This window comes from Streptomyces sp. NPDC020681 (genome assembly GCF_044334895.1).
Lineage (GTDB): Bacteria > Actinomycetota > Actinomycetes > Streptomycetales > Streptomycetaceae > Streptomyces.
This window is the reverse complement of record NZ_JBIRTX010000010.1, coordinates 150612-173629: the sequence shown is the minus strand read 5'-3', so window position 1 is coordinate 173629 and position 23018 is coordinate 150612. Positions and strand designations below refer to the sequence as shown.

The following is a 23018-nucleotide window of genomic DNA, read 5'->3' as shown; positions in this document are numbered from 1 at the left end:
CCCTTCCCCGTAGAGCAGATGTAGGAGCTGCTCCACGGCTGAAGGGTGAACCGGATGGGTGTCGAGATCTGTGTGGAAGGGCTGACCAAGTCCTTCGGCCACCAGGTCATCTGGCAGGACGTCTCGCTGACGCTGCCCGCCGGCGAGGTCTCGGTCATGCTCGGCCCCTCGGGCACGGGCAAGTCGGTGTTCCTCAAGACGCTCGTCGGGCTGCTCAAGCCGGACCGCGGTTCGATCCGGATCGCGGGCAGCGACATCACCAAGCTCCGTGAGCACGACCTGTACGAGGTACGGAAGCTGTTCGGCGTGCTGTTCCAGGACGGCGCGCTGTTCGGGTCGATGACGCTGTACGACAACATCGCCTTCCCGCTGCGCGAGCACACCCGCAAGCCGGAGAGCGAGATCAGACGGATCGTCCTCGAGAAGATGGACATGGTCGGCCTGATCGGCGCCGAGGAGAAGCTGCCCGGCGAGATATCCGGCGGGATGCGCAAACGGGCCGGGCTGGCGCGGGCCCTGGTGCTCGACCCGGAGATCATTCTGTTCGACGAGCCCGACTCGGGTCTCGACCCGGTGCGGGTGGCGTATCTCAATCAGCTGATCGTCGATCTCAACGCGCAGATCGACGCGACCTTTCTGATCGTCACGCACGACATCGCATCGGCCCGGCAGGTCCCGGACAACATCGGGCTGCTGTTCCGCCGCGAGCTGGTGCTGTTCGGCCCCCGCGAACAGCTCCTGACCAGCGACGAGCCGGTCGTACGACAGTTTCTGAACGGCCGGATGCAGGGGCCGATCGGGATGGCGGAGGAGAAGGACGCGGCACTGGTCGAGCGTGAGCTCGCGCAGCTCGGCGAGGCCGCGGATCCCGCGCCGCAAGGCATACCCGAGCTGACGCCGCGCCTGCTGCCCACCGCGGGGATCACCCGCCCACCGCGCTGGGAGGCGGTCGCCCAGCGAGAAGAGCTGCGGCAGCTGCGTGCCGCGGTGCGGGGGAAGGGGGCGGACCTGTGAGCCTGTCGCCCACCGGTGCGCTGAGGCACACGGGCAGCTTGTTCGCGATGGCGCTGGATGTGCTGCGGACCATACCCAAACGCCCGTTCCAGCTACGGGAGTTCATCCAGCAGGCGTGGTTCATCGCGAGCGTCACCATCCTGCCCACAGCGCTTGTCTCCATCCCCTTCGGCGCGGTCATCGCCCTCCAGATCGGCAGCCTGACGCGGCAGTTGGGCGCGCAGTCCTTCTCGGGCGCGGCCTCGGTGCTCGCGGTGCTGCGGGAGGCATCGCCGATCGTCACCGCGCTGCTGATCGCGGGCGCGGGCGGCACCGCGATCTGCGCGGACCTGGGGGCGCGCAAGATCCGCGAGGAGATCGACGCGATGCAGGTGCTGGGCATCGACCCGATCCACCGGCTGGTCGTGCCGCGGGTGCTGGCCTCGATGGTGGTGGCGGTGCTGCTCAACGGCCTGGTGTCGGTGGTCGGAGTGGCCGGCGGCTACTTCTTCAACGTCATCCTCCAGAACGGCACGCCGGGCGCGTATCTCGCCTCCTTCACCACTCTCGCCCAGCTGTCCGATCTCTGGGCCGCCGAGCTGAAGGCGCTGGTGTTCGGCGCCATCGCGGCCGTCGTCGCCTCGTACAAGGGACTGACCGCCAAGGGCGGGCCGAAGGGCGTGGGCGACGCGGTGAACCAGTCCGTGGTGATCACCTTCATGTTGCTCTTCGTGACGAACTTCGTGATGACCGCCGTGTACTTCCAACTCGTCCCGCAGAGAGGGTAGTTGTGCGACTTGTCGACCGCCCGCTCCGCTCCTTGGAGGAGCTGGGCACCCAACTGGTCTTCTACGGCCGCTCGCTGGCCTGGACCGGCCGCACCGTGCGCCGCTACAAGAAGGAGATCCTCCGGCTGCTGGCCGAGGTCAGCTTCGGCCGCGGCGCCCTTGCGGTCGTCGGCGGCACCGTCGGCGTCATCGCGTTCCTCTCCTTCTTCACCGGCACCGAGGTCGGACTGCAGGGCTACGCGGCCCTCAACCAGCTCGGCACGTCCAACTTCGTGGCGTTCCTGTCGGCGTACTTCAACACCCGGGAGATCGCGCCGCTGGTGGCCGGACTCGCGCTGTCCGCGACCGTCGGAGCCGGATTCACCGCGCAGCTCGGGGCGATGCGGATCAGCGAGGAGACGGACGCGCTGGAGGTGATGGGCGTTCCCTCGCTGCCGTTCCTGGTGACCACCCGCATGATCGCCGGCTTCGTCGCGGTGATCCCGCTGTATGTGGTCGGGCTGCTGTCCTCGTACTTCGCCGCCCGGACCATCACCACCGGCTACTACGGCCAGTCCGCGGGCACCTACGACCACTACTTCCAGCAGTATCTGCCGCCGGTCGACGTCCTGTGGTCCTTCGGCAAGGTGATCGTCTTCGCCGTCGTGATCATCCTGGTGCACTGCTACTACGGCTACTACGCGAGCGGCGGCCCGGCCGGTGTGGGCGTCGCGGTCGGCCGTGCGGTGCGCACCTCCATCGTCGCCATCAACGTCCTAGACTTCTTCCTCAGCCTGGCGATCTGGGGCGCCAACACGACCGTACGGATTGCGGGGTAGGGCCGGTGCGGATCGTCCGACTCAGGCTGTACGGCATCGTCTTCATCGCGGTCATCGCGCTGCTGCTGGCGCTGTCCGTGGCCGTCTATCAGCAGGTGTTCACCTCCGTCGTACGCGTCACGCTGGAGGCCGACACGCTCGGCAACCAGCTGGATCCGCGGGCCGACGTCAAATTGCGCGGGCTGCTGGTCGGCGAGGTGCGCGAGGTGCGGGCCGACGGCGAGAAGGCGACCCTCGACATCGCGCTCAAGCCGGAGCACGTCTCCCGCATCCCGGCCGATGTGCACGCCTGGCTGCTGCCCAAGACGCTGTTCGGCGAGAAGTACGTCGATCTCGTGGTGCCGCGCGGCTCCTCCGGCCGGCACATCCGCGCCGGGGACGTCATCACCCAGGACCGCACCAAGGCGGGCATCGAGCTCCAGCAGCTGATGAACGACCTGCTGCCGCTGCTGCGTACCGTACGGCCCGCCGAACTCAACGCCACGCTCTCCGCGTTCGCCACCGCGCTCGAAGGTCGAGGCGACCGGATCGGCGCCAACCTCACCCGCGTCGAGGGCTATCTGGCCAAGCTCAACCCCCACATGCCGGCTCTCAAGGAGGACATCTCCCGGCTCGCCGACGTGGCCGAGATCTACGGCGACGCGGCACCCGATCTGCTGAGGATCCTGCGGAACACCGTCACCACGAGCCGGACCCTCGTCGAGAAGCAGGACCAGCTCGCCGCCCTCTTCACCTCCACGGCCACCGTCGCGGGCACCGCCGACGGGTTTCTCGACGAGAACGGGGAACGGCTCATCACCCTCGGCCGTGTCTCCCGGCCCACGCTGGCGCTGTTCGCCCGCTATGCGCCGGAGTACCCCTGTCTCCTCGACGGTCTGGTGAAGCAGGAGGCGGCCTCCGAACAGACCTTCAGAGGCGGAGAGATGCACATCACCCTCGAATTCGTCCGCCCGCGACCCGCGTACCGCCCCGGTGAGGAACCGCGTTACGCGGAGCGTTCAGGACCCGACTGCCGAGGGCTGCCGCGTCCCCATGCCCCGGCGCCGGACGTCAAGCTCGACGACGGTACGTCGAAGGTGTCCGCGACAGACGCCGAACAGCGCGCCGTGAGCTCACTCGTGGCGCCCGTCATGGGCGTGCCGGCCGACGAGGTCCCGGCGGTCGCGACGCTGCTGTTCGGTCCGATGGCACGCGGAACGGCGGTGAGCGTCGCATGAGGGTGGCACGGGCAACGCAGACCGCGTCGCCGCTGATCAAGTTCAGCCTCTTCGCCGTGGTGACCGTACTGGCGACCGCACTGCTCGCCGCCACGATCGTCAATGTCTCCTTCACCCCTGAGCACACGTACAAGGCGGTGTTCAGCGATGTCACCAGCCTGGAGGAGGGCGACGACATCAGGGTGGCCGGGGTGCGCGTCGGTGAGGTCAAAGACGTCGCGATCAAGGACCGGACGCTGGCAGAGGTCACCTTCTCCGTCACCCGCGACCGGCCGCTGCTCACCAGCACCGGAGCCGTCATCCGCTACCGGAACCTCGTCGGGCAGCGGTACATCGCCCTGACGGAGGGCGCGGGCGACAGTACGCGGCTGCGGCCCGGCGGCCGGATTCCGCTCGCCAGGACCCAACCGGCGCTCGATCTCAACGCGCTGCTGAACGGGTTCAAGCCGCTGTTCGCCGCGCTCAGCCCCGAGGACATGAACCAGCTCGCCACCGAGATCATCAAGACGCTGCAAGGCGAGGGCGGAACGGTCAACAGCCTGCTCGCCCACACGGCTTCGCTGACCACCACGCTCGCCGACCGCGACAAGCTCATCGGCTCGGTGATCGACAACCTCAACACGGTGCTGTCGACCCTGGACAAACGCAGTGCGCGCTTCTCCGGACTGCTCAAGCAGTTGCAGCGGGTGATCTCCGGTCTGTCCGCCGACCGCAAGCCCATCGGCGAGTCGCTGGTGAACATCGGCGCCCTGACAGAGGCCACCTCGGGACTGCTCAAGGACGCCCGCCCGGCGCTGCGCGACGACATCGCCGGGTTGGCGGATCTCACCGGAACGCTGAACAGGAACGAGAAGACCGTGGAGGGCGTGCTGAAGCGGCTGCCGAACAAGCTCAACAAACTGACGGGGACCGCCTCGTACGGCTCCTGGTTCAACTTCTATCTCTGTGACTTCGACGGCCGGATCGTGCTGCCGAAGACCCGAGAGGTGCTCACCCCCGAGCTCCATGTCGCCCGGGCGAGGTGCGCATGATCCCCTTCCGGGAACGCAACCCCGTGCTGATCGGGGCAGTCGGCCTCACCACGCTGGCGCTGCTGACCGTTGCCGCGTTCAACGCCGACAGCCTGCCGCTGATCGGGGACGGAGAGACGTACAGCGCCGCCTTTTCCGAGGCGGGCGGTCTCAAGCCCGGTGACGAGGTCCGCATCGCGGGAGTGAAGGTCGGCAAGGTCGACGAGGTCGATCTGGACGGCGACCACGTCAAGGTGGTCTTCCGGGTCAAGGGCGATCCGGCCTTCGGCACCAGGACCGGCGCGTCCATCCGCGTCAAGACGATCCTGGGCGCGAAATACCTCGCGCTGGAGCCGAAGGGGCCGGGGCAGCTGAAGCCGGACAGCGAGATCCCGCTGAACCGGACGACCCCCGCCTACGACGTCGTGGCCGCCTTCAGCGATCTGACCACCACCACCGAGAAGATCGACACGGACCGGCTGGCGAGGGCCCTGGACACCGTCTCCACCACGTTCAAGGACTCGCCCGCGGAGGTGCGGGCGTCCATCAAGGGCCTGTCGAAGATCTCCCGTACGGTCGCGTCCCGCGACGAGGCGCTGCGTGAACTCCTCGACCAGGCAAACGGGGTCACCGGGGTGCTCGCCGAGCGGTCCGGCGATTTCTCCGCCATGGTCAAGGACGGCGACCAGCTGTTCAAGGAGATCTCCCGGCGGCGGGCGGCGATCCACGCGCTGCTCAAGAGCTCGGCCGCGCTCGGCATCCAGCTCTCCGGCCTGGTCAAGGACAACCAGAAGGAGATCGGCCCGGCGCTCAAGGGCCTGAACTCGGTGGTCACGATGCTCGAACGCAATCAGGCGAGCCTCGACCGCAGCGTCAAGCTGCTCGCCCCGTATGCGCGGGTCTTCACCAACACCCTCGGCAACGGCCGGTGGTTCGACAGCTACATCCAGAATCTGGTCGCCACTCCGGTGGTCCCGCGGACGGGAGATTCGTCATGAGCACGCGTGAGTTGGGCGCGCGTCTGCTGCGTACCGGACTGTTGCGTACAGGCCTGATGCGTAAAGGCCCGTTGGGTACGCCCCTGCTGCGCCGGGTCTCGCTGCTCACCGCGCTGGTGGTCGTCGCCGCTCTCGTCATGGTGGTGTGGCCGGGGCCCGACCCCGTCCGGGTCACGGCGTACTTCCCGCGCACGGTCGGCATCTATCCCGGGTCCGACGTGCGCGTGCTGGGCGTCCGGATCGGGGAGGTCAAGAAGATCACTCCGGAGGGCGAGCGGGTCCGGGTGACGCTGGAGTACGAGGCCGGGCGCAAGGTTCCGGCGGACGCCAAGGCCGCGATCATCAACTCCTCGGTGGTCAGCGACCGTTACGTCCAGCTGCTGCCGGTCTACCGGAGCGGACCGGCCATGCGCAGCGGCGATGTGATCCCGGAGCGCCGCACGGCCGTACCGGTCGAGCTGGACCGGATCTTCGACAGTCTCCACACGACGGCGGAGGGCCTTGGCCCGCGCGGCGCGAACAAGGACGGTTCGCTCTCCCGGCTGCTGGGTGTGAGCGCGGACAACCTCGAAGGCCAGGGGCGGCAGTTGAACCAGACCGTGAAGGATCTCTCGCTGGCCCTCACCACGCTGTCCGACGGCCGGCAGGACCTGTTCGGCACGGTCCGCAATCTGCAGGTGTTCACGGCCGTGCTGGCCGCCGACGACAGGAGTGTGCGGTCGTTCAACGACAGTCTCGCCAAGGTGGCCGACCAGCTGGCCGGGGAGCGCAAGGACCTCTCGGCGGCGCTGAAGCATCTGGGCGTTGCGCTCGCCGATGTGTCGGACTTCGTGAAGAACAACAAGAAGGCGCTGACGGCCGATGTGAAGGGCCTGAGCAAGGTCACCAAGGTGCTGGTCACCCAGCGGGCCGCGCTGGCGGAGCTGCTGGAGGTCTTCCCGGCCGGTCTGTCGAATCTGCAGAACGCCTACAACCCGGGGTCCGGGACACTCGACACCCGCAACAACGCCGAGCAAGCGCAGGATCCGGCCGCGCTGCTGTGCTCGCTGCTGAGCACGGCCGGTGAGGCAAAAGCCGCCGACTGCAAGGAGCTGGACAAGCTGTTCGACTCCCTGCCGGAGCTGGGGCCGGCCAGTCGGCCGGTGTCCGGGACCGGATCGGTCGACCGGACGCTGGGCGGAATCCTGGAGGCGGGCGCATGAGGGGGTCGCGTCGTCGCACGCTGGTATGGGCGGCCGCCGGTTCGCTGCTGCTGTCGGGCTGCGAGTTCAACGGCTGGTACGACGTCCCGCTGCCCGGGGGCGCGGCCGCCGACGGCAACGCCTACCGGATCACCGTCGAGTTCCGGGACGTACTCGACCTGGTGCCGCAGTCCGCGGTGAAGGTCAACAACGTCACGGTGGGCGCGGTCGAGAAGGTGGAGCTGAACGGCTGGCACGCCCGGGTGCGGCTGCGGGTCGCGGACTCGGTGAAGCTGCCGGGCAACGCGATCGCCGAGCTGCGGCAGACCAGCATGCTCGGCGAGAAGTACGTGGCGCTGTCGGCCCCCGTGGACGCGGCCCCCACCGGCCAACTCACCGACGGCGCACGGATCCCGCTGTCCCGCAGCGGCCGCAACCCGGAGATCGAGGAGGTGCTGTCCGCGCTGTCGGCGCTGCTCAACGGCGGCGGGGTGGCCCAGCTCAAAACGATCACCACCGAACTCAACAAGGCCCTGGAAGGCCGGGAGAACCGGGTCAAGTCCCTGCTGACGGAGCTGAACACGTTCATCGGCGGGCTCGACGCGCAGCGCAAGGAGATCGTCCGCGCGCTCAACGGCATCGACCGGCTGGCCAAGCGGCTCGGCCAGGAGAAGAAGACGATCGCCCAGGCTCTCGACACCGTGCCGCCCGCCCTCAAGGTGCTGGCGGACCAGCGGCGCAAGCTGACGGCGATGCTCACCTCCCTGTCGAAGCTGGGCCGGACCGGCACCAAGGTGATCAACACCTCACGCGCCGACCTGGTCGCCAACCTGCGCAGTCTGCGGCCGGTCCTGGAGCAGCTGAACAAAGCGGGCGACGATCTGCCGAACGCCCTGGAACTGCTGACGACCTATCCGTTCCCGCGCAATGTCGTCGGCGCGATCAAGGGCGACTACGTCAACCTCAAGGTGACCGCCGATCTCGATCTGGCGAGCATCTACGGCAATCTCACCGACGAACCCGCCAAGCCGGGCACCCCGGGCAAGCCCGGGCTTCCGGAGCTGCCCGAGGTACCGGAGCTCCCCGGGCTGCCCTCGGTCCCCGGTCTCCCCCGGCCGACCGGGCTGCCGGACGCACCGGAGCTGCCGGACAACCCCGGCGACCCTTCGGCCCCTTCGGAGGGCGGTCCGCTGTGCCCGCCGGTGTGCACCAGCAGTTACACCGCCAACGAGGACGGGGACCGCTTCGGGCCCGGGATCGATCTCGCCCTGGCAGAGCTCCTGTTGAAGGGGATGCAGCCGTGATCACACGTACGGTCAAGGCCCAGTTGCTGGCCTTCGCCACCGTCACCGCCGTCGGTGTGTCCTACGTCGGAGCCCAGTACACGGGTCTTGCCGACAGCTTCCTCGACCGCGGCTTCACCGTCCGGGCCGACTTCGCCGCGTCCGGAGGCATCTTCCCGGGCGCCGAGGTCACCTATCGGGGAGCGCCGGTGGGCCGCGTCGGCGAGCTGCGGCTGACCGGCTCAGGCGGGGTGTCGGTGACGCTGGATATCGAGGACGAGCAGCGGATCCCTTCCGACACCCTGGCCGTGGTGGCGCACCGCTCGGCGGTCGGCGAGCAGTACGTCGATCTGCAGCCGCGCGTGTCGACCGGCCCCTATCTCCGGGACGGCAGCACGATCGCCCGTCGTGACACCCGGGTGCCGCTGCCCACCACGGATCTCGTCCTCAGCCTGGACCGGCTGGTCAACTCCGTCGGCAAGGAGGATCTGCGGATCACGGTCGACGAGCTGGGCAAGGCGTTCGCCGGAACCGGACCGCAGCTGAGCCGGCTGGTGGACTCGGGCAACAGCCTCGTCGAGTCGGCGTCCGACTCGCTTCCGCAGACGATCTCGCTGATCGAGGACTCGCGGAAGGTCCTCAAGACGCAGACCGACAAGGGCTCCGCCATCACCTCCTTCTCCCGCGACCTGGCGGCCCTCACCGCCGAGTTGAAGGCCGGCGACGGTGACATCCGCCGGCTGATCGGCGCCGGTGCGCCCGCCGCCCATGAGGTCAACTCGCTACTGACGGCGACCCGGCCCCATCTACCGGTCCTGCTCGGCAATCTGATCAGCGGCGGCCAGATCACGGTGGCACGGCTGCCCGGTGTGGAACAGGCCCTGGTCACCTTCCCGGTGGTGGTCGCCGGCAGCTTCACCGTGATCCCGGGCGACGGCACCACCCACTTCGGCATGGTCGCGGGCGCCGATGATCCGCCGCCGTGCCGACAGGGCTACGGGACGCAGCGCCGCGACCCCGCGGACACCTCCGGTCGGGCGGCGAACACCGAAGCCCGCTGCACGGCCCCGCGCGGCGGCAAGACATCGGTCCGCGGCGCCCAGAACGCCCCCGGCGCATCGGGGCGCTCCGGTTCCAGCGGCGCGGACCCGGCCGCGTACATCACTCCGTACGACCCGGAGACCGGCACTGCCGCCGGACCGGACGGAACGCCCGTCGAGATCGGCTCGACGGGCGGCGAACAGAGCGTGTTCGGAAAGGACTCGTGGCAATGGCTGCTCGTCGGACCGATGGCATGAGGGCATACGGGCGCCGCATCGGCGGCCGGCTGAGGGAGACCGCCCGGCACCGCTGGGCGCTGCCCGCGGTCGCCGCGGCGACCGCGCTGACGATGGCGCTGACCGGCTGGCTGGGCGTGCGGCTGTACGAACAGCAGGCGGAGAACCGGCGGCACCAGGACATCCTGGCCGCGGCCCGCCAGTCGGCGCTGAACTTCACCTCGCTCGACTACCGGCACTACGCGCGGGACAGCGAGAACGTGCTGAAGGGCGCCGCGGGCGACTTCAAGGAACAGTTCGCGGCGCAGACCGCCGAACTGACGAAGCTGGTCGCCGCTAACAAGTCGGTCTCCGAGGGGCAGGTGCTCGAAGCCGGTATCACCCGGGCCGACGAGCGCACCGCCCGCGTCCTGGTGGTCGCCGACAGCAAGGTGACCAATACCGCCGCCCCCGCCGGGCAGGCCCGCACCTACCGGCTCCAGCTCGACCTGGTACTCGAAGGCGGCCGCTGGCTGACGTCCGACGTCGAGTTCGTCGGCTGACCACGCCCCACTGTGAGGAGAGAGACCGTGGCAAACCAGACCCTCCGAGGCCGCGGCGTCGGCTCGCCCGCCCGCCGCTCCATGACCGCGGCCGCCCGCGCGGCGGCAAGGCGCACCGAGCGTGCGGGCACGGACGCGGACGCCCCCGCGACAGGGCCGGCTGAGCCCGTGGTGGCCGGGCGGACCGTGCACGTGGAAGACGAGGAGCCGACGGCGTCGGAGGCGGCCGAGCCGGACTGGGAGGCACCTGACTGGGGGGACCCGGATCCGGCCGATCCGCTCCCGGCACCCCTTTCGGCCTCCGCCGGGTCGGAGGAAGCCGCCGCCGGGCGCTCGCACGGGCGCCGCCGAGTGCTGATCAGTGCCGTGCTCGCCCTCGCCGTCGTGGCCGGACTGGCCGCGAGCACGGTGCTCGGCCTGCAGTACGGCGACGGCCGACAGGCGGAGCGGGCACGGACGCAGGCTCTCGCAGCCGCGCAGAAGGCCGCGCCGGTCGTCCTGTCGTACGACTACCGGCACCTGGAGCGCGACTTCGCGGCGGCGCGCGGCCATCTCACCGGCTCCTTCCGCGACGAGTACCGGAAGACGACCACGGCGGTGGTGGCGCCGACCGCCACGAAGTACCAGGGCGTGGTCAAGGCGACGGTGGTGCGGCCACCGGGCGGTGGTGCCCCGGCGGCCTCGGTGGTGTCGGCCTCGCCGGAGCGGGCCGTGGTGCTGCTCTTCGTCAATCAGGTCACCAGGAGTACCCAGGTCCCGGGGCCCCGCGTCGATCTGAACCGGGTGCGCATGACGCTCACGCTCACCTCCGACGGCTGGAAGGTGAGTGCCGTGGACGCGCTCTAGCGCTACGAATCCGTACGGCGGTCCATCCCCGCCGGGGCACCCAGGGTGCCCCGGCGGGGCTTTTTTGTGGCCGCGTCTTGACAGCCCTCCCCCACTCCAGGCAATCTTCCATTAAGCAGAAACAAACTTCCGCAATACGGAAGGAGCGCCGCCCCTCATGGCCCGCTTCTCAGAAGGCGCAGTCACGGACCAGCGCTTCGATGTGAACCTGTCGATCCTCTTCACGGAACTCCCGCTCCTGGAGCGCCCGGCGGCAGCCGCCGTGGCGGGCTTCACCGCGGTCGAGCTGTGGTGGCCCTGGATCGAGACCCCCACTCCGCCGCAGGCCGAGCTCGACGCCCTCAAGAAGGCGCTCGACGACGCGGGCACACAGCTGGTGGGACTGAACTTCTACGCCGGACAGCTGCCCGGTCCCGACCGTGGCGCGCTCTCCGTGCCCGGCGAGGAGTCCGACCGCTTCCGCGCCAATATCGACGTGGCCGCGGACTTCGCCGCCTCGGTGGGCTGCAAGGCGCTCAACGCGCTGTACGGCAACCGCGTGGAGGGTGTCGACCCGGCCGTCCAGGACGAACTCGCCCTGGAGAACCTCGTCCTGGCGGCCCGCGCGGCCGACCGCATCGGCGCGACCCTGCTGATCGAGACCCTCAACAAGCCGGAGTCGCCGCTCTACCCGCTGGTGAGCGCCCAGTCCGCGATCGAGGTCGTCGACAAGGTCAACGCGGCGACCGGGCTCGGAAACGCGACATTCCTCCTCGACATCTACCACCTGTCGATGAACGGCGAGGACGTCAACCAGGTCATCGACGCGTACGCCGACAAGACCGGCCACGTCCAGATCGCCGACAACCCGGGCCGCGGCGCGCCGGGCACGGGCTCGCTGCCGCTGGCCGAGCTGCTGGGCCGCCTGAAGAAGGCGGGCTACGAGGGCTGGGTCGGCCTGGAGTACAAGGCCGGCGACCGCCCGAGCGCCGAGTCCTTCGACTGGCTCCCGGCCGACGCCCGCGCGGCGCGCTGACCACTTCTTCCCGTACCACCAGGTTTTGAGAGGCACCCTCACCATGAGCAATCTCGCTGATTCCTCCCAGCCCACCCGTCCGGCGATTGCCTGGATCGGCCTCGGCATCATGGGCTCCCCCATGTCCGAGAACCTGATCAAGGCGGGCTACTCCGTCACCGGCTTCACGCTGGAGCAGGACAAGCTGGACCGGCTGGCCGCGGCCGGCGGCACCGTCGCGCCCTCGATCGCCGCCGCCGTCAAGGACGCCGACGTCATCATCACGATGGTGCCCGCCTCCCCGCAGGTCGAGGCCATCTCGTACGGCGCGGACGGCATCCTGGAGAACGCCAAGCAGGGCGCGCTGCTGATCGACATGTCCTCGATCACCCCGCAGACCTCGGTCGACCTGGCGAAGAACGCCGCCGGCAAGGGGATCCGCGTGCTGGACGCCCCGGTGTCCGGCGGCGAGGCCGGCGCCATCGAGGCCGTGCTCTCCATCATGGTCGGCGGCGAGCAGGCCGACTTCGACAGCGCCCTGCCGATCCTCGAGGCGCTCGGCAAGACCATCGTGCTCTGCGGCCCGCACGGCTCCGGCCAGACGGTGAAGGCCGCCAACCAGCTGATCGTCGCGGTCAACATCCAGGCGTGCGCCGAGGCCGTGGTCTTCCTGGAGAAGTCCGGCGTGAACCTGTCGGCCGCCCTCGACGTCCTGGGCGGCGGCCTGGCCGGCTCCACGGTCCTGACCCGCAAGAAGGACAACTTCCTGAACCGGGACTTCAAGCCCGGCTTCCGGATCGACCTGCACCACAAGGACATGGGCATCGTCACCGACGCCGCCCGCAATGTCGGCGCGGCCCTGCCGGTCGGCGCCGTGGTCGCCCAGCTGGTCGCGTCCCTGCGCGCGCAGGGTGACGGCGGCCTGGACCACTCGGCCCTGCTGCGCTCCGTCGAGCGCCTCTCGGGCTCGCAGGTCTGATCCCCCAGATTTCCGGGTGGCGCCGGCGCTGACACCTGTCCTGTCGCGCCCAGGCGCCGGCGCCACCCGGAACACCATCCTTCGTTTTCAACAAATTGTTGACGCGTCGTTCTCTGTGAATTTACGCTCCAGGGGCCGTCAGCAGCCCCAGCACGGAAGGTCAATCCCGCCACCATGACGCAGCGTGTGCTCACGACCGAGTCAGGCGCCCCGGTCGCCGACAACCAGAACTCAGCCACCGCCGGCGTCGGTGGCCCGCTCCTCCTGCAGGACCAGCACCTGCTGGAGAAGCTCGCCCGCTTCAACCGCGAGCGCATCCCGGAGCGCGTGGTGCACGCCCGCGGCTCCGGCGCGTACGGCTACTTCGAGGTGACCGACGACGTCACCGGCTTCACCAGGGCCGACTTCCTGTCCGAGGTCGGCCGGCGCACGGAGACCTTCCTCCGCTTCTCCACCGTCGCCGACTCGCTCGGCGGCGCGGACGCGGTCCGCGACCCGCGCGGCTTCGCGCTGAAGTTCTACACCGACGAGGGCAACTACGACCTCGTCGGCAACAACACCCCGGTGTTCTTCATCCAGGACCCGATCAAGTTCCCGGACTTCATCCACTCGCAGAAGCGCGACCCGTTCACGGGCAAGCAGGAGCCGGACAACGTCTGGGACTTCTGGGCGCACGCGCCCGAGGCGACGCACCAGATCACCTGGCTGATGGGCGACCGCGGCATCCCCGCCTCGTACCGCCACATGAACGGCTACGGCTCGCACACCTACCAGTGGACGAACGCGGCGGGCGAGGCCTTCTTCGTCAAGTACCACTTCAAGACGAACCAGGGCATCCGCTGCCTCTCCTCCGAGCAGGCCGCCGAACTCGCCGGCAAGGACGCCAACAGCCACCAGACGGACCTGCTGCAGGCCATCGAGCGCGGCGTCAACCCGTCCTGGACGCTGTACGTGCAGATCATGCCCGCGGCCGAGGCGGCGGAGTACCGCTTCAACCCGTTCGACCTCACGAAGGTGTGGCCGCACAGCGACTACCCGCTGCAGCGGGTGGGCCGGCTGGTCCTCGACCGCAACCCCGACAATGTCTTCGCCGAGGTCGAGCAGGCCGCGTTCTCGCCGAACAACTTCGTGCCGGGCATCGGCCCTTCGCCGGACAAGATGCTGCAGGGCCGGCTGTTCGCGTACGCGGACGCACACCGCTACCGGCTGGGCGTCAACCACACCCAGCTGCCGGTGAACGCGCCGAAGGCGACGACGGCCGAAAACTACGGCCGCGACGGCCTGATGGCCACCCGCAACGGCTCGCGCCACGACAAGAACTACGAGCCCAACTCGCACTCCGGCCCCGCGCAGTCGGACACCGCACTCTCGGCCCCGCTCGCCGTCCAGGGCTGGACCGGCACCCACGCGGCCCCGTCCCACGTCAAGGACGACCACTTCTTCCAGGCCGGTGAGCTCTACCGGCTGATGTCGGCGGAGGAGAAGTCCCGTCTGATCGCGAACATCGCCGGCGGCCTGTCCCAGGTCACGCGCGACGACGTGATCGAGAAGAACCTCGCCCACTTCCACGCCGCCGACGCCGACTACGGCAAGCGCGTCGAAGAGGCGGTCCGCGCCCTGCGCGAGGACTGACCGGGCAGAGCAGCGCCCGGCCCTGACGGGAGGTCAGACACCGGGCGCCCAGCTCGCTCCGCGGACCCCGATGAGGGGTGGTCTGCGGGGCGGGCGGAGGCTGGGGAGTGTCCGCAAAGTATCGCCGTCCGCCCGGAGGGCGTCGCATGTCAGGCGAGACGTTGCGGACACGACCTAGGGCCGCGGCGGTCGTGCGATGCCAGTGCGGTGGTGAAGGCTCCGCAGCCGCTTCTTGACCAGAAGGAAGCGACTGCGGGACCAATCGCCGCCGCCGCGGTCCCAGCCATCTAGGGTCTGTCGTCTGGGTCAGGCCGGATCAGTGAGCGGGCTCTGGTGCCGTGGATCGCAAGGCGGAGGAGGGAGGCATGGCGGAGCCATGCCGACCGACGACAACGCGGCGAGGCGCGGTGCCAGGGCACGCGAGCCCGGCAAGATCCAGACGAAAGGCCCTTAGCTCCGCCCGGCGGTGCGAATGTACTGTCGCGCCAGCCTCGCGCCGTCGGGCGGCCATCACGGCCAGGTGGACGGCCTACGAACCACCCGGGCTCCTGCGCCTTCCGATGCGCCGCCGCATTCCGCGCCCCGCAGCGCGACGCGCCAGGACGTCGGCAAGTTCCCTCAGCACCAGGGCTTCCTCGGCGTTGTCGCCCAGATGCGCGGCCACCTCCGCGGCGTCTGCGTGGAGTTCGCACGCTTCCTCCAGTCGCCCCACGGCGGCGAGCGCGAGCCCAAGTCTGCTGAGCGCGTCGCACAGGGCGTGCTCGTGCGCCCTGACATCCTCCGCGGCCAGCTGCCTGAAGACGTCCACGCCCTCGACGGCCCGCAGCACGGCGTCTTCCGGTCTGCCCGCCTTCAACAGCTTCGCGCTGAGATGGATCAACGTGTCGGCGAACCACCTCTGGAAGGCCCCCGGGGCCGCCTGTGCCTGGCGTCTGCGGATCTCCACGGCTTCCTGTGCGGGTGCGACGGCCTCCGCGTGCCGGCCCAGGTCCGCGAGCGCAACGCTGAGGTTGTGCAGTGCTCCCGCGAGTTCCACCTCGAGGTGTGCGGGGTCGTCCCCGCGTGTCCATCGGCGTCCGATGGACACGGCCTCTTCGGCGGCCACCCGGCGCAGTTCCGGATCGCTCTCCTGGATGCCGAGGTTCGCGAGGGAACGTCCCACCAGACGTTCGAAGTCAGGCTGGTACCGGGCGAGTTCCCGGTAGATCCTGATGGACTCCTGTGTCGCGACGACGGCCTCCGCCCGCCGCCCGGCCCCGAAGTGCGCCATGCCGAGGATGGTGTGGAGCCCGCCCCGGTCGCTCGCCGTTCCGTGACCGTCGACCACTGCCAGCGCCGCCTCCGTCACAGCGGTTCCGTCGTCGAAGTAACGCCACTGGAAGAGGCGGAACCCAAGTTCGAAGGCGATGCGCACCACGACGTCCGGATGGCTCCCGGAGAAGGTCAGGGCGGCAGCGGTGAGGTTCGCGCGCTCGCTCCTGATCCAGCCGAGCGCTTCACTGCGGCTGCCGAACCGCCGACCGTTGCGCTCCTGAGGCAGGTCCGCCAGGAGCGCGCTCGCGGCTTCGAAGGTCGTGGAGTAGTGCTCCAGCAGCCGGTCCACCGCCTTCGCCCGCGCCTGCGCACTGTCCCCCTCCGCCAGTTCCGCCGCGTACAGCCGGATCAGGTCGTGCATCCGCCATCGCCCTCCGCCCACCGGCTGCTCGCTCAGCAGTGCGGTACGCGCGAGGCCCGCGAGCAGGCCGCGGGCCGGGCGGCCGATCAGGGCTCCGGCCGAGTCGGTGGACACGTCCGGGCCGGGGTTGAGGGACAACAGCCGAAAGAGCAGGGCCTGTTCGGGATCGAGTCGACGGTACGAACCCTCGAACGCGGCCCGGACCGCGAGGGAATGGCCGCCGTCGTCGTAGCGCAGGTGCTCCAGGCGGCCGCGGGTGTCCGCGAGTTCGGAGGCCAGTTCGGCCAGAGAGAAGCCCGGGTCTCCCGTGAGCCGGGCCGCCGCGATCTCCAGCGCGAGCGGGAGCCTGCCGCAGTGCCGTACGACCTCTTCCAGTGCCTCACACTCGCGCGCAGGGCGAGTGTCGTCGGGACGCGCGCGGGTGAGGCTGGTGCCGATGAGTTCACGGGCCGGATCCGGCGCGAGTTCGTCGAGGCCGAGCTGGCGGGCGGGGAGGGCCGCCAGGATGTCCCGGGAGGTGACCAGCAGCCGGTGTTCCCTGCGGGCGGGGATGAGGGCACTGACCTGCGCGGCCGTGGAGGCGTTGTCCGCCACCACGAGGACTCTTCGGCCCTGGTCGGCCATGCGGGCCAGTTCGGAGCGGTACACGGCCGCCTGCTCGTCCGTCGTGGAGGGCAGGTCCTCTTCACGTACGCCGAGTGCCCGCAGCAGCGCGGCAAGTGCCTGCCCGCCGGTGACCTGGCCCTCGGGGTCGTAGCCGCGCAGGTTCACGAACAGGACACCGCCGGGGTACCAGTTGCGTACGACCGCCTCGTGCGCGACATGCAGCGCCAGCGCCGTCTTGCCGATGCCGGCGAGTCCGGACACCGCAAAGACGACGACGGCGGCGGAGGGGCCCTGGCCCGCGGGGTCGAGAAGTTCCAGCAGCTGCTCCGCCTCACCCGTCCGCCCGACCAGATGAGCCGGGCCGGCCGGGAGCGCGGCGGTGGCCTGCGGTACGGGGCCGGTGCCCGCGGTCAGGAAGTTGTACTGGTCGCCGGCGACCTGTTCCACCCGTCCCGTTCCCAGGGCGCGGGCGTGCTGCTCCATGCGCCGCGTCCGGCGCATCTCCCCCGCCATCCGGCTACGGCCCCGTCGGGTGCTGGTCGCCACCGATCTGTGTGATGCGCGCCGAGCCCGACGATTCGGCCTGCTGCTCCACGCCACCCGGGGGCAGGGAACCGCCTGCGGTACCCCGGCTGCCGCCGACCTGAGTGGTCCGTGAATCGCCCGTCGCCGTCGCCTTCTGGACCACGCTGCCGCCTCGCGTCTCGCGTCCCGCCCACCATCCGAGCGGCGCTCCTACCGCGCCCGCGACCACCGCGGCGAACGCGGCAGCGATCGCCCAGCGTTCGGTCTCCGTGCGCGGAAGCCATCCGAAGGAGGCGGATCCGGCCAGCCAAAGACAGATGCCGAACGCCGCGACCGATGCTGTCACCGCCAATAACCACCGACCCGCTCGCACCACCGCGGCCCCTCCCGTCGTGTTCCCCTCACTTCAAGGGTTCCAGGCTCCGGCCGGTCTGGGAACACGGCATCAGGCCCCCGGGACTCCGTCGTCGGAGTCCCGGGGGCCTGTGCGCGTGGACGCGAAAGTGTCAGACCTTCAGCGGCCTGATCGACGTCGGGGCGTGGCCCGGTTCCGTCGCCAGGTCCTCCCACTCGTTCACGCCGTCGATCTGGACGCCCATGGAGATATTGGTGACCCGCTCCAGGATCGCCTCGACGACCACCGGCACGCGGTACTCCGCCGCCAGCTTCTTGGCCTCCTCGAAGGCCGCCAGCAGTTGGTCCGGCTCGGTGACGCGGATCGCCTTGCAGCCGAGGCCCTCGACGACCTTGACATGGTCGACGCCGTAGACGCCCAGCTCCGGGGAGTTGATGTTCTCGAACTCCAGATTGACCTGGAAGTTGATGTCCAAGTTGCGCTGCGCCTGACGGATCAGGCCCAGGTAGGCGTTGTTCACCAGGACATGGACGTACGGGATCCGGTGCTGCGCGCCGACCGCCAGTTCCTCCAGCATGAACTGGAAGTCGTAGTCGCCGGAGAGCGCGACGACCGTGGCCTCCGGGTCGGCGGTGGCGACACCCAGCGCGGCCGGGATCGTCCAGCCGAGCGGGCCCGCCTGGCCGCAGTTGATCCAGTGGCGCGGCTTGTAGACGTGCAGCATCTGCGCGCCGGCGATCTGCGAGAGGCCGATGGTGGTGACGTACCGCGTCTGAGGGCCGAAGGCCTTGTTCATCTCCTCGTACACGCGCTGCGGCTTCATCGGCACGTTGTCGAAGTGCGTACGGCGCTGAAGGGTGGCCTTGCGCTCCTGGGCCGAGGCGGCCCATTCGGAGCGGTCCGGCAGCCTGCCCGCGGCCTTGAGTTCCTTGGCCACCTCGACGAAGAGCTCCAGCGCGGCCTTGGCGTCGGACGCGATGCCGTAGTCGGGCGCGAAGATCTTGCCGATCTGGGTGGGCTCGATGTCGACATGGACGAACTTGCGGCCCTTGGTGTAGACGTCCAGGCCACCGGTGTGGCGGTTGGCCCAGCGGTTGCCGATGCCGAGGACGAAGTCCGACTCGAGGAACGTCGCGTTGCCGTAGCGGTGCGAGGTCTGCAGGCCGACCATGCCGGCGTTCAGCTCGTGGTCGTCGGCGATGGTGCCCCAGCCCATCAGGGTCGGGATGACCGGGGTGCCGGTGATCTCGGCGAACTCGACCAGCAGGTCGGACGCGTCGGCGTTGATGATGCCGCCGCCCGCGACGATCAGCGGCCGCTCCGAGTCGAGGAGGAAGGACACCGCCTTCTCGATCTGGGCGCGGGTCGCGGCCGGCTTGTAGACCGCCAGCGGCTCGTACGTCTCCGGGTCGAACTCGATCTCCGTCAGCTGGACGTCTATCGGCAGGTCGATCAGGACCGGTCCGGGACGGCCCGAGCGCATCAGGTGGAAGGCCTGCTGGAAGACGCCGGGGACCTGCGCGGCCTCCAGGACCGTGGTGGCCGCCTTGGTGACCGGCTTGGCGATCGAGGCGATGTCGACGGCCTGGAAGTCCTCCTTGTGGATCACCGCGGTCGGCGCCTGGCCGGTGATGCACAGGATCGGGATCGAGTCGCCGATGGCGGAGTAGAGGCCGGTGATCATGTCGGTGCCCGCGGGGCCCGACGTACCGATGCAGACCCCGATGTTGCCGGGGTTGGCGCGGGTGTAGCCCTCCGCCATGTGAGAGGCGCCCTCGACGTGGCGGGCGAGCGTGTGGTCGATGCCGCCGCCTTCCTGGAGGGCCTTGTAGAAGGGGTTGATCGCCGCGCCCGGCACACCGAACGCGTTCGTGACGCCTTCGCGCTTGAGGATCTCAACTGCTGCACGCGCAGCGGTCATACGAGGCATGGGTGCTCCTGCTTCGGCCAGGCGGAGTCGGGCTCTGTTGCGTCACTCAAGAGCCGCTATTCCGTATTGCGGAAGTATTGTTCTGCTATACGGAAGCAATGTAGGACGCCCACGGTATGGAGTCAAGGGATGGCCGAACTCCCTCCCCAAGGCCGCGCACTTGTTGGACGATGGACAGGAGTACGAGGAAAGAGGGGGTAGCGCGATGGCGGACACAGTGCCGGTGCGCTGTCCGTCCTGCCGCCGCGAGCATCTGTATGCAGCACCGGTCTATCCGTGCGCGTGCGGAGCCCCGCTCGCGCCGCCGCTGCTGCGCGCCGCTCCCACGGAGCCGATCACGCGCCGCACCTGGCTGGACGACTGGGTGACGGTTCGCTGCACGGAGTGCGGAAGGCAGGACCACTGGCCGCAGCCTGAGCTCGGCTGCCCCTGCGGGACGGTGCTGCGCATCCCGGTGCGCCCGGTGAGCACGCCGGTCCCGACGACACTCCGAGGCCTGACCGTCGCCTCGCCGTCGCACATCCCGCTGCCCCGCACGGCGACGGTGCCGCGGCCCTCGTTCCGCCCGGTCACCATCCGCACCGCGCGCGACGCGGTGACCGCCGCCGCGCTCTATCTGAAGTGGCTGGGCTTCCGGGACATCGTGCAGCCGGAGGTCAGGCCCTCGTCCGGGATCGACCTGCGCGGCCCCGGCCTGGTGGCCCAGGTCGAGCCGTCGACCCGACCCGCGAATCTGCGTTCCGTGGAGTGCCTGTGGCTGAACGGGCTGAACTCCTCCGCGGCGAGCGTCTTCTTCTCACTCGCGGGTTACGCGGACGATGCCAGAAGCCGCGCGGACGACCTGGGCATCCCGCTGTTCATCATGGATCTCACGGGCAGCCCGCAGCCGGTCAACGGCCCGGCGGACGAACTGGTCTCCATGGGCGCGTGACACCGGCCTCCGGCGCCCGCGCCATACTTCCCGTATGCGTATCCGACCGGCCGCACGCTCCGAGCTGACCCTGCTCCAGGACATCGAGCGAGCGGCCGGCGAGCCGTTCCGTGCACTGGGCATGGCCGCGATCGCCGACGACGATCCGCTGCCGGTCGAGGTACTGGAGCACTACCGCAGCGCGGGCCGCGCCTGGGTCTGTGCCGAGGACGCCGATGACGCCGAGGACGGCCGTCCGGTGGCGTATCTGCTCCACGACGAGATCGACGCCGCCGCCCATGTCGAGCAGATCTCGGTCCATCCCGCCGCCGCCCGCCGGGGCATGGGCAGCGCGCTGATCGACCACCTCGCCGCGCGCGCCGGAGCCGACGGCCGTACGGCGCTGACACTGACGACCTTCGCCGAGGTCCCGTGGAACGCGCCGTACTACGCCCGGCTCGGCTTCCGCACGCTCGACGAGTCCGAACTCACCGAAGGACTGCGGGAGATCAGACGCCTGGAGAAGGCCCACGGCCTGGACCGCTGGCCACGCGTCTGCATGCGCCGCGAGCTCTGAGCCACCCGTGGGGCGGTGTCATTGGACCTAGGGCCTGTCGTTCGGATCTTGCCCGGCTCGCGTGCCCTGACACGCACATCTGCTGCGTTGTCGTCAGTCGCCAATGCTCCGCAGTGGCTCCTTCCTCCGCCTTGCAGCTGCACGCGCCAGACCCCGCTCGCTGATCCGGCCTGATCCAAACGACAGGCCCTAGCGCAGGTCTCCTTCGGCGTACTCCGCGCTCGAGCCCCCGGCCGTACGCTCGCGCAGCTCGATCCGGCGGATCTTGCCCGAGACGGTCTTCGGCAGCTCCGCGAACTCGATGCGGCGGACGCGCTTGTACGGCGCGAGGACGGCGCGCGAGTGCTCGAAGAGCAGCTTCGCCGTGTCCGGCCCAGGCTCCCAGCCCTCCGCCAGCACGATGTACGCCTTCGGGACGGCGAGCCGCAGCGCGTCCGGCGCGGGCACCACCGCCGCCTCCGCCACCGCCTCGTGCTCCAGCAGCGCACTCTCCAGCTCGAACGGCGAGATCTTGTAGTCGGACGCCTTGAAGACGTCGTCGGAGCGCCCGATGTAGGTGATGTAGCCGTCGGCGTCGCGGGCGCCGATGTCGCCGGTGCGGTAGAAGCCGCCCGCCATCGACTCGGCCGTGCGTTCCGGGTCTCCGTGGTAGCCGGTCATCAGACCGACCGGCCGGTCGAGAAGATCGAGTGAGATCTCGCCCTCGGCCGCGCCGGGCTCGCCGGTCACCGCATCCAGCAGCTCCACCCGGTAGCCGGGGCTCGGCCGGCCCATCGAACCGGCCTTGAGGAGCTGGCCCGGGCTGTTGGCGACCTGGACGGCCGTCTCCGTCTGCCCGAATCCGTCCCGGATGATGACTCCCCACTCGCGGCGGACGGTCTCGATGACCTCCGGATTGAGCGGCTCACCGGCGGCGACGACCTCGCGCGGCGGCGTGCGCAACAGACCGAGGTCCTCCTGGATCAGCATCCGCCACACCGTCGGCGGTGCGCAGAAACTGGTCACGCCGGCCCGGTCCATCTCCGCCATCAGCCGGCCCGCGTCGAAGCGCGTGTAGTTGTGGATGAAGACCGTCGCCTCGGCGTTCCACGGCGCGAAGAGATTGGACCAGGCGTGCTTGGCCCAGCCCGGCGAGGAGATGTTCAGATGCACGTCGCCGGGCCGGAGTCCGATCCAGTACATGGTCGCCAAGTGGCCCACGGGATACGACACATGGGTGTGCTCGACGAGCTTGGGGCGGGCCGTCGTGCCGGAGGTGAAGTACAGCATCAGAGGGTCGTCGGCGGCTGTGACACCGTCCGGCCGGAAGCCGGCGTCGGCCGCGTACGCCTCCTCGTAGGAACGCCAGCCGTGGACCGGTTCGCCCACCGCGATCCTCGTGTAGTCGCCGGGCACCTCGGCGAACTTCGCGGTGTCCTCGGAGCGTACGAGCACATGCGCCGCGCGGCCGCGCTCGACGCGGTCCCGCAGATCGAGCGGGCCGAGCAGCGGGGTCGCCGGGATGACGACGGCCCGCAGCTTCATGGCGGCGAGCGCGCTCTCCCACAGCTCCTGCTGGTTGCCGAGCATGACGAGGATGCGGTCCCCGGCACGGACGCCCTGGGCGCGCAGCCAGTTGGCCACGCGGTCGGAGCGTACGGACATCTCGGCGAAGGAGGTCTGGGTCTCGCGGCCGTCCTCGTCGACGATGTGCAGCGCCGTGCGGTCATTGCCGTCCGCGATCACGTCGAACCAGTCCAGCGCCCAGTTGAACCGCTCCGGGCGCGGCCATACGAAGCCCTCGTATGCCGCTCTGTAGTCCTCCCGGTGCCGCAGCAGGAAGTCCCGTGCCGCCCGGAACTCCTCCGTAGCGCTGCCTTGCCCCATGCGTCCTCCTCATCAA

Annotated in this window: 20 protein-coding genes; 16 read left to right on the top strand and 4 right to left on the bottom strand. The window is 69.7% G+C overall.

All coding sequences use genetic code 11. From position 1 onward, the window contains the following. The first annotated feature begins 54 nt into the window (after positions 1-54). The 14 genes from ACH4YL_RS24300 (at position 55) to ACH4YL_RS24235 (ending at position 14558) form a co-directional block, all read left to right on the top strand. Positions 55-1014, top strand: a complete 960-nt coding sequence (locus ACH4YL_RS24300) for an ABC transporter ATP-binding protein (protein WP_398509515.1) — start codon at positions 55-57, stop codon at positions 1012-1014. Then, positions 1011-1781 carry an MlaE family ABC transporter permease gene (locus ACH4YL_RS24295; protein ID WP_398509514.1) on the top strand — a complete coding sequence of 257 codons (771 nt, stop codon included), beginning with the start codon at positions 1011-1013 and terminating at the stop codon, positions 1779-1781. The genes ACH4YL_RS24300 and ACH4YL_RS24295 overlap by 4 nt, the downstream gene beginning before the upstream one ends. 2 nt (positions 1782-1783) lie before the next feature. Next, entirely contained in the window at positions 1784-2599 is an 816-nt protein-coding gene (locus ACH4YL_RS24290; RefSeq protein WP_398509513.1) for an MlaE family ABC transporter permease, read from the top strand. A gap of 5 nt (positions 2600-2604) precedes the next feature. After that, positions 2605-3816 carry an MCE family protein gene (locus ACH4YL_RS24285; RefSeq protein ID WP_398509512.1) on the top strand — a complete coding sequence of 404 codons (1212 nt, stop codon included), beginning with the start codon at positions 2605-2607 and terminating at the stop codon, positions 3814-3816. Beyond that, positions 3813-4847: an MCE family protein gene (locus tag ACH4YL_RS24280; protein WP_398509511.1), complete on the top strand. Its 1035-nt coding sequence runs from the start codon at positions 3813-3815 to the stop codon at positions 4845-4847. The genes ACH4YL_RS24285 and ACH4YL_RS24280 overlap by 4 nt, the downstream gene beginning before the upstream one ends. After that, the gene (locus ACH4YL_RS24275; RefSeq protein WP_398509510.1) at positions 4844-5824 is read left to right on the top strand and encodes an MCE family protein; all 981 of its coding nucleotides are present in this window, start codon (positions 4844-4846) and stop codon (positions 5822-5824) included. Before ACH4YL_RS24280 ends, ACH4YL_RS24275 begins: the two co-directional genes overlap by 4 nt. Positions 5825-5880: 56 nt before the next feature. Beyond that, positions 5881-7026, top strand: coding sequence for an MCE family protein (locus tag ACH4YL_RS24270; protein ID WP_398509626.1), 1146 nt, complete (start codon positions 5881-5883; stop codon positions 7024-7026). Next, positions 7023-8309: an MCE family protein gene (locus ACH4YL_RS24265; protein WP_398509509.1), complete on the top strand. Its 1287-nt coding sequence runs from the start codon at positions 7023-7025 to the stop codon at positions 8307-8309. The genes ACH4YL_RS24270 and ACH4YL_RS24265 overlap by 4 nt, the downstream gene beginning before the upstream one ends. Further along, positions 8306-9586 (top strand): MCE family protein, encoded by a 1281-nt coding sequence (locus ACH4YL_RS24260; RefSeq protein ID WP_398509508.1) that lies wholly within the window; start codon positions 8306-8308, stop codon positions 9584-9586. The genes ACH4YL_RS24265 and ACH4YL_RS24260 overlap by 4 nt, the downstream gene beginning before the upstream one ends. Continuing rightward, positions 9583-10107 (top strand): hypothetical protein, encoded by a 525-nt coding sequence (locus ACH4YL_RS24255; RefSeq protein WP_398509507.1) that lies wholly within the window; start codon positions 9583-9585, stop codon positions 10105-10107. Before ACH4YL_RS24260 ends, ACH4YL_RS24255 begins: the two co-directional genes overlap by 4 nt. Before the next feature lie 27 nt (positions 10108-10134). Then, complete coding sequence (locus ACH4YL_RS24250) at positions 10135-10953, top strand: hypothetical protein (RefSeq protein ID WP_398509506.1); 819 nt, start codon at positions 10135-10137, stop codon at positions 10951-10953. A 157-nt stretch (positions 10954-11110) separates the two neighbouring features. Then, complete coding sequence (locus tag ACH4YL_RS24245) at positions 11111-11968, top strand: TIM barrel protein (RefSeq protein WP_398509505.1); 858 nt, start codon at positions 11111-11113, stop codon at positions 11966-11968. Between the two features lie 43 nt (positions 11969-12011). After that, entirely contained in the window at positions 12012-12926 is a 915-nt protein-coding gene (locus tag ACH4YL_RS24240; protein WP_398509504.1) for a 2-hydroxy-3-oxopropionate reductase, read from the top strand. A 174-nt stretch (positions 12927-13100) separates the two neighbouring features. Next, complete coding sequence (locus tag ACH4YL_RS24235; RefSeq protein WP_398509503.1) at positions 13101-14558, top strand: catalase; 1458 nt, start codon at positions 13101-13103, stop codon at positions 14556-14558. A 529-nt stretch (positions 14559-15087) separates the two neighbouring features. Here the strand turns inward: ACH4YL_RS24235 and ACH4YL_RS24230 are convergent. The 3 genes from ACH4YL_RS24230 to gcl form a co-directional block, all read right to left on the bottom strand. After that, positions 15088-17322 carry an ATP-binding protein gene (locus ACH4YL_RS24230; RefSeq protein ID WP_398509502.1) on the bottom strand — a complete coding sequence of 745 codons (2235 nt, stop codon included), beginning with the start codon at positions 17320-17322 and terminating at the stop codon, positions 15088-15090. A gap of 34 nt (positions 17323-17356) precedes the next feature. Next, the gene (locus tag ACH4YL_RS24225) at positions 17357-17710 is read right to left on the bottom strand and encodes a hypothetical protein (protein WP_398509501.1); all 354 of its coding nucleotides are present in this window, start codon (positions 17708-17710) and stop codon (positions 17357-17359) included. A gap of 160 nt (positions 17711-17870) precedes the next feature. Beyond that, positions 17871-19649, bottom strand: a complete 1779-nt coding sequence (gcl, locus tag ACH4YL_RS24220) for a glyoxylate carboligase (RefSeq protein ID WP_398509500.1) — start codon at positions 19647-19649, stop codon at positions 17871-17873. A gap of 205 nt (positions 19650-19854) precedes the next feature. Here gcl and ACH4YL_RS24215 point away from each other — a divergent pair, with 205 nt between their 5' ends. Further along, entirely contained in the window at positions 19855-20580 is a 726-nt protein-coding gene (locus ACH4YL_RS24215; protein WP_398509499.1) for a hypothetical protein, read from the top strand. A gap of 34 nt (positions 20581-20614) precedes the next feature. Further along, positions 20615-21136 (top strand): GNAT family N-acetyltransferase, encoded by a 522-nt coding sequence (locus ACH4YL_RS24210; protein ID WP_398509498.1) that lies wholly within the window; start codon positions 20615-20617, stop codon positions 21134-21136. A 189-nt stretch (positions 21137-21325) separates the two neighbouring features. On the opposite strand, the gene ACH4YL_RS24205 is transcribed toward ACH4YL_RS24210, so the two are convergent. After that, complete coding sequence (locus ACH4YL_RS24205; RefSeq protein ID WP_398509497.1) at positions 21326-23002, bottom strand: AMP-binding protein; 1677 nt, start codon at positions 23000-23002, stop codon at positions 21326-21328. Between the last annotated feature and the right edge of the window lie 16 nt (positions 23003-23018).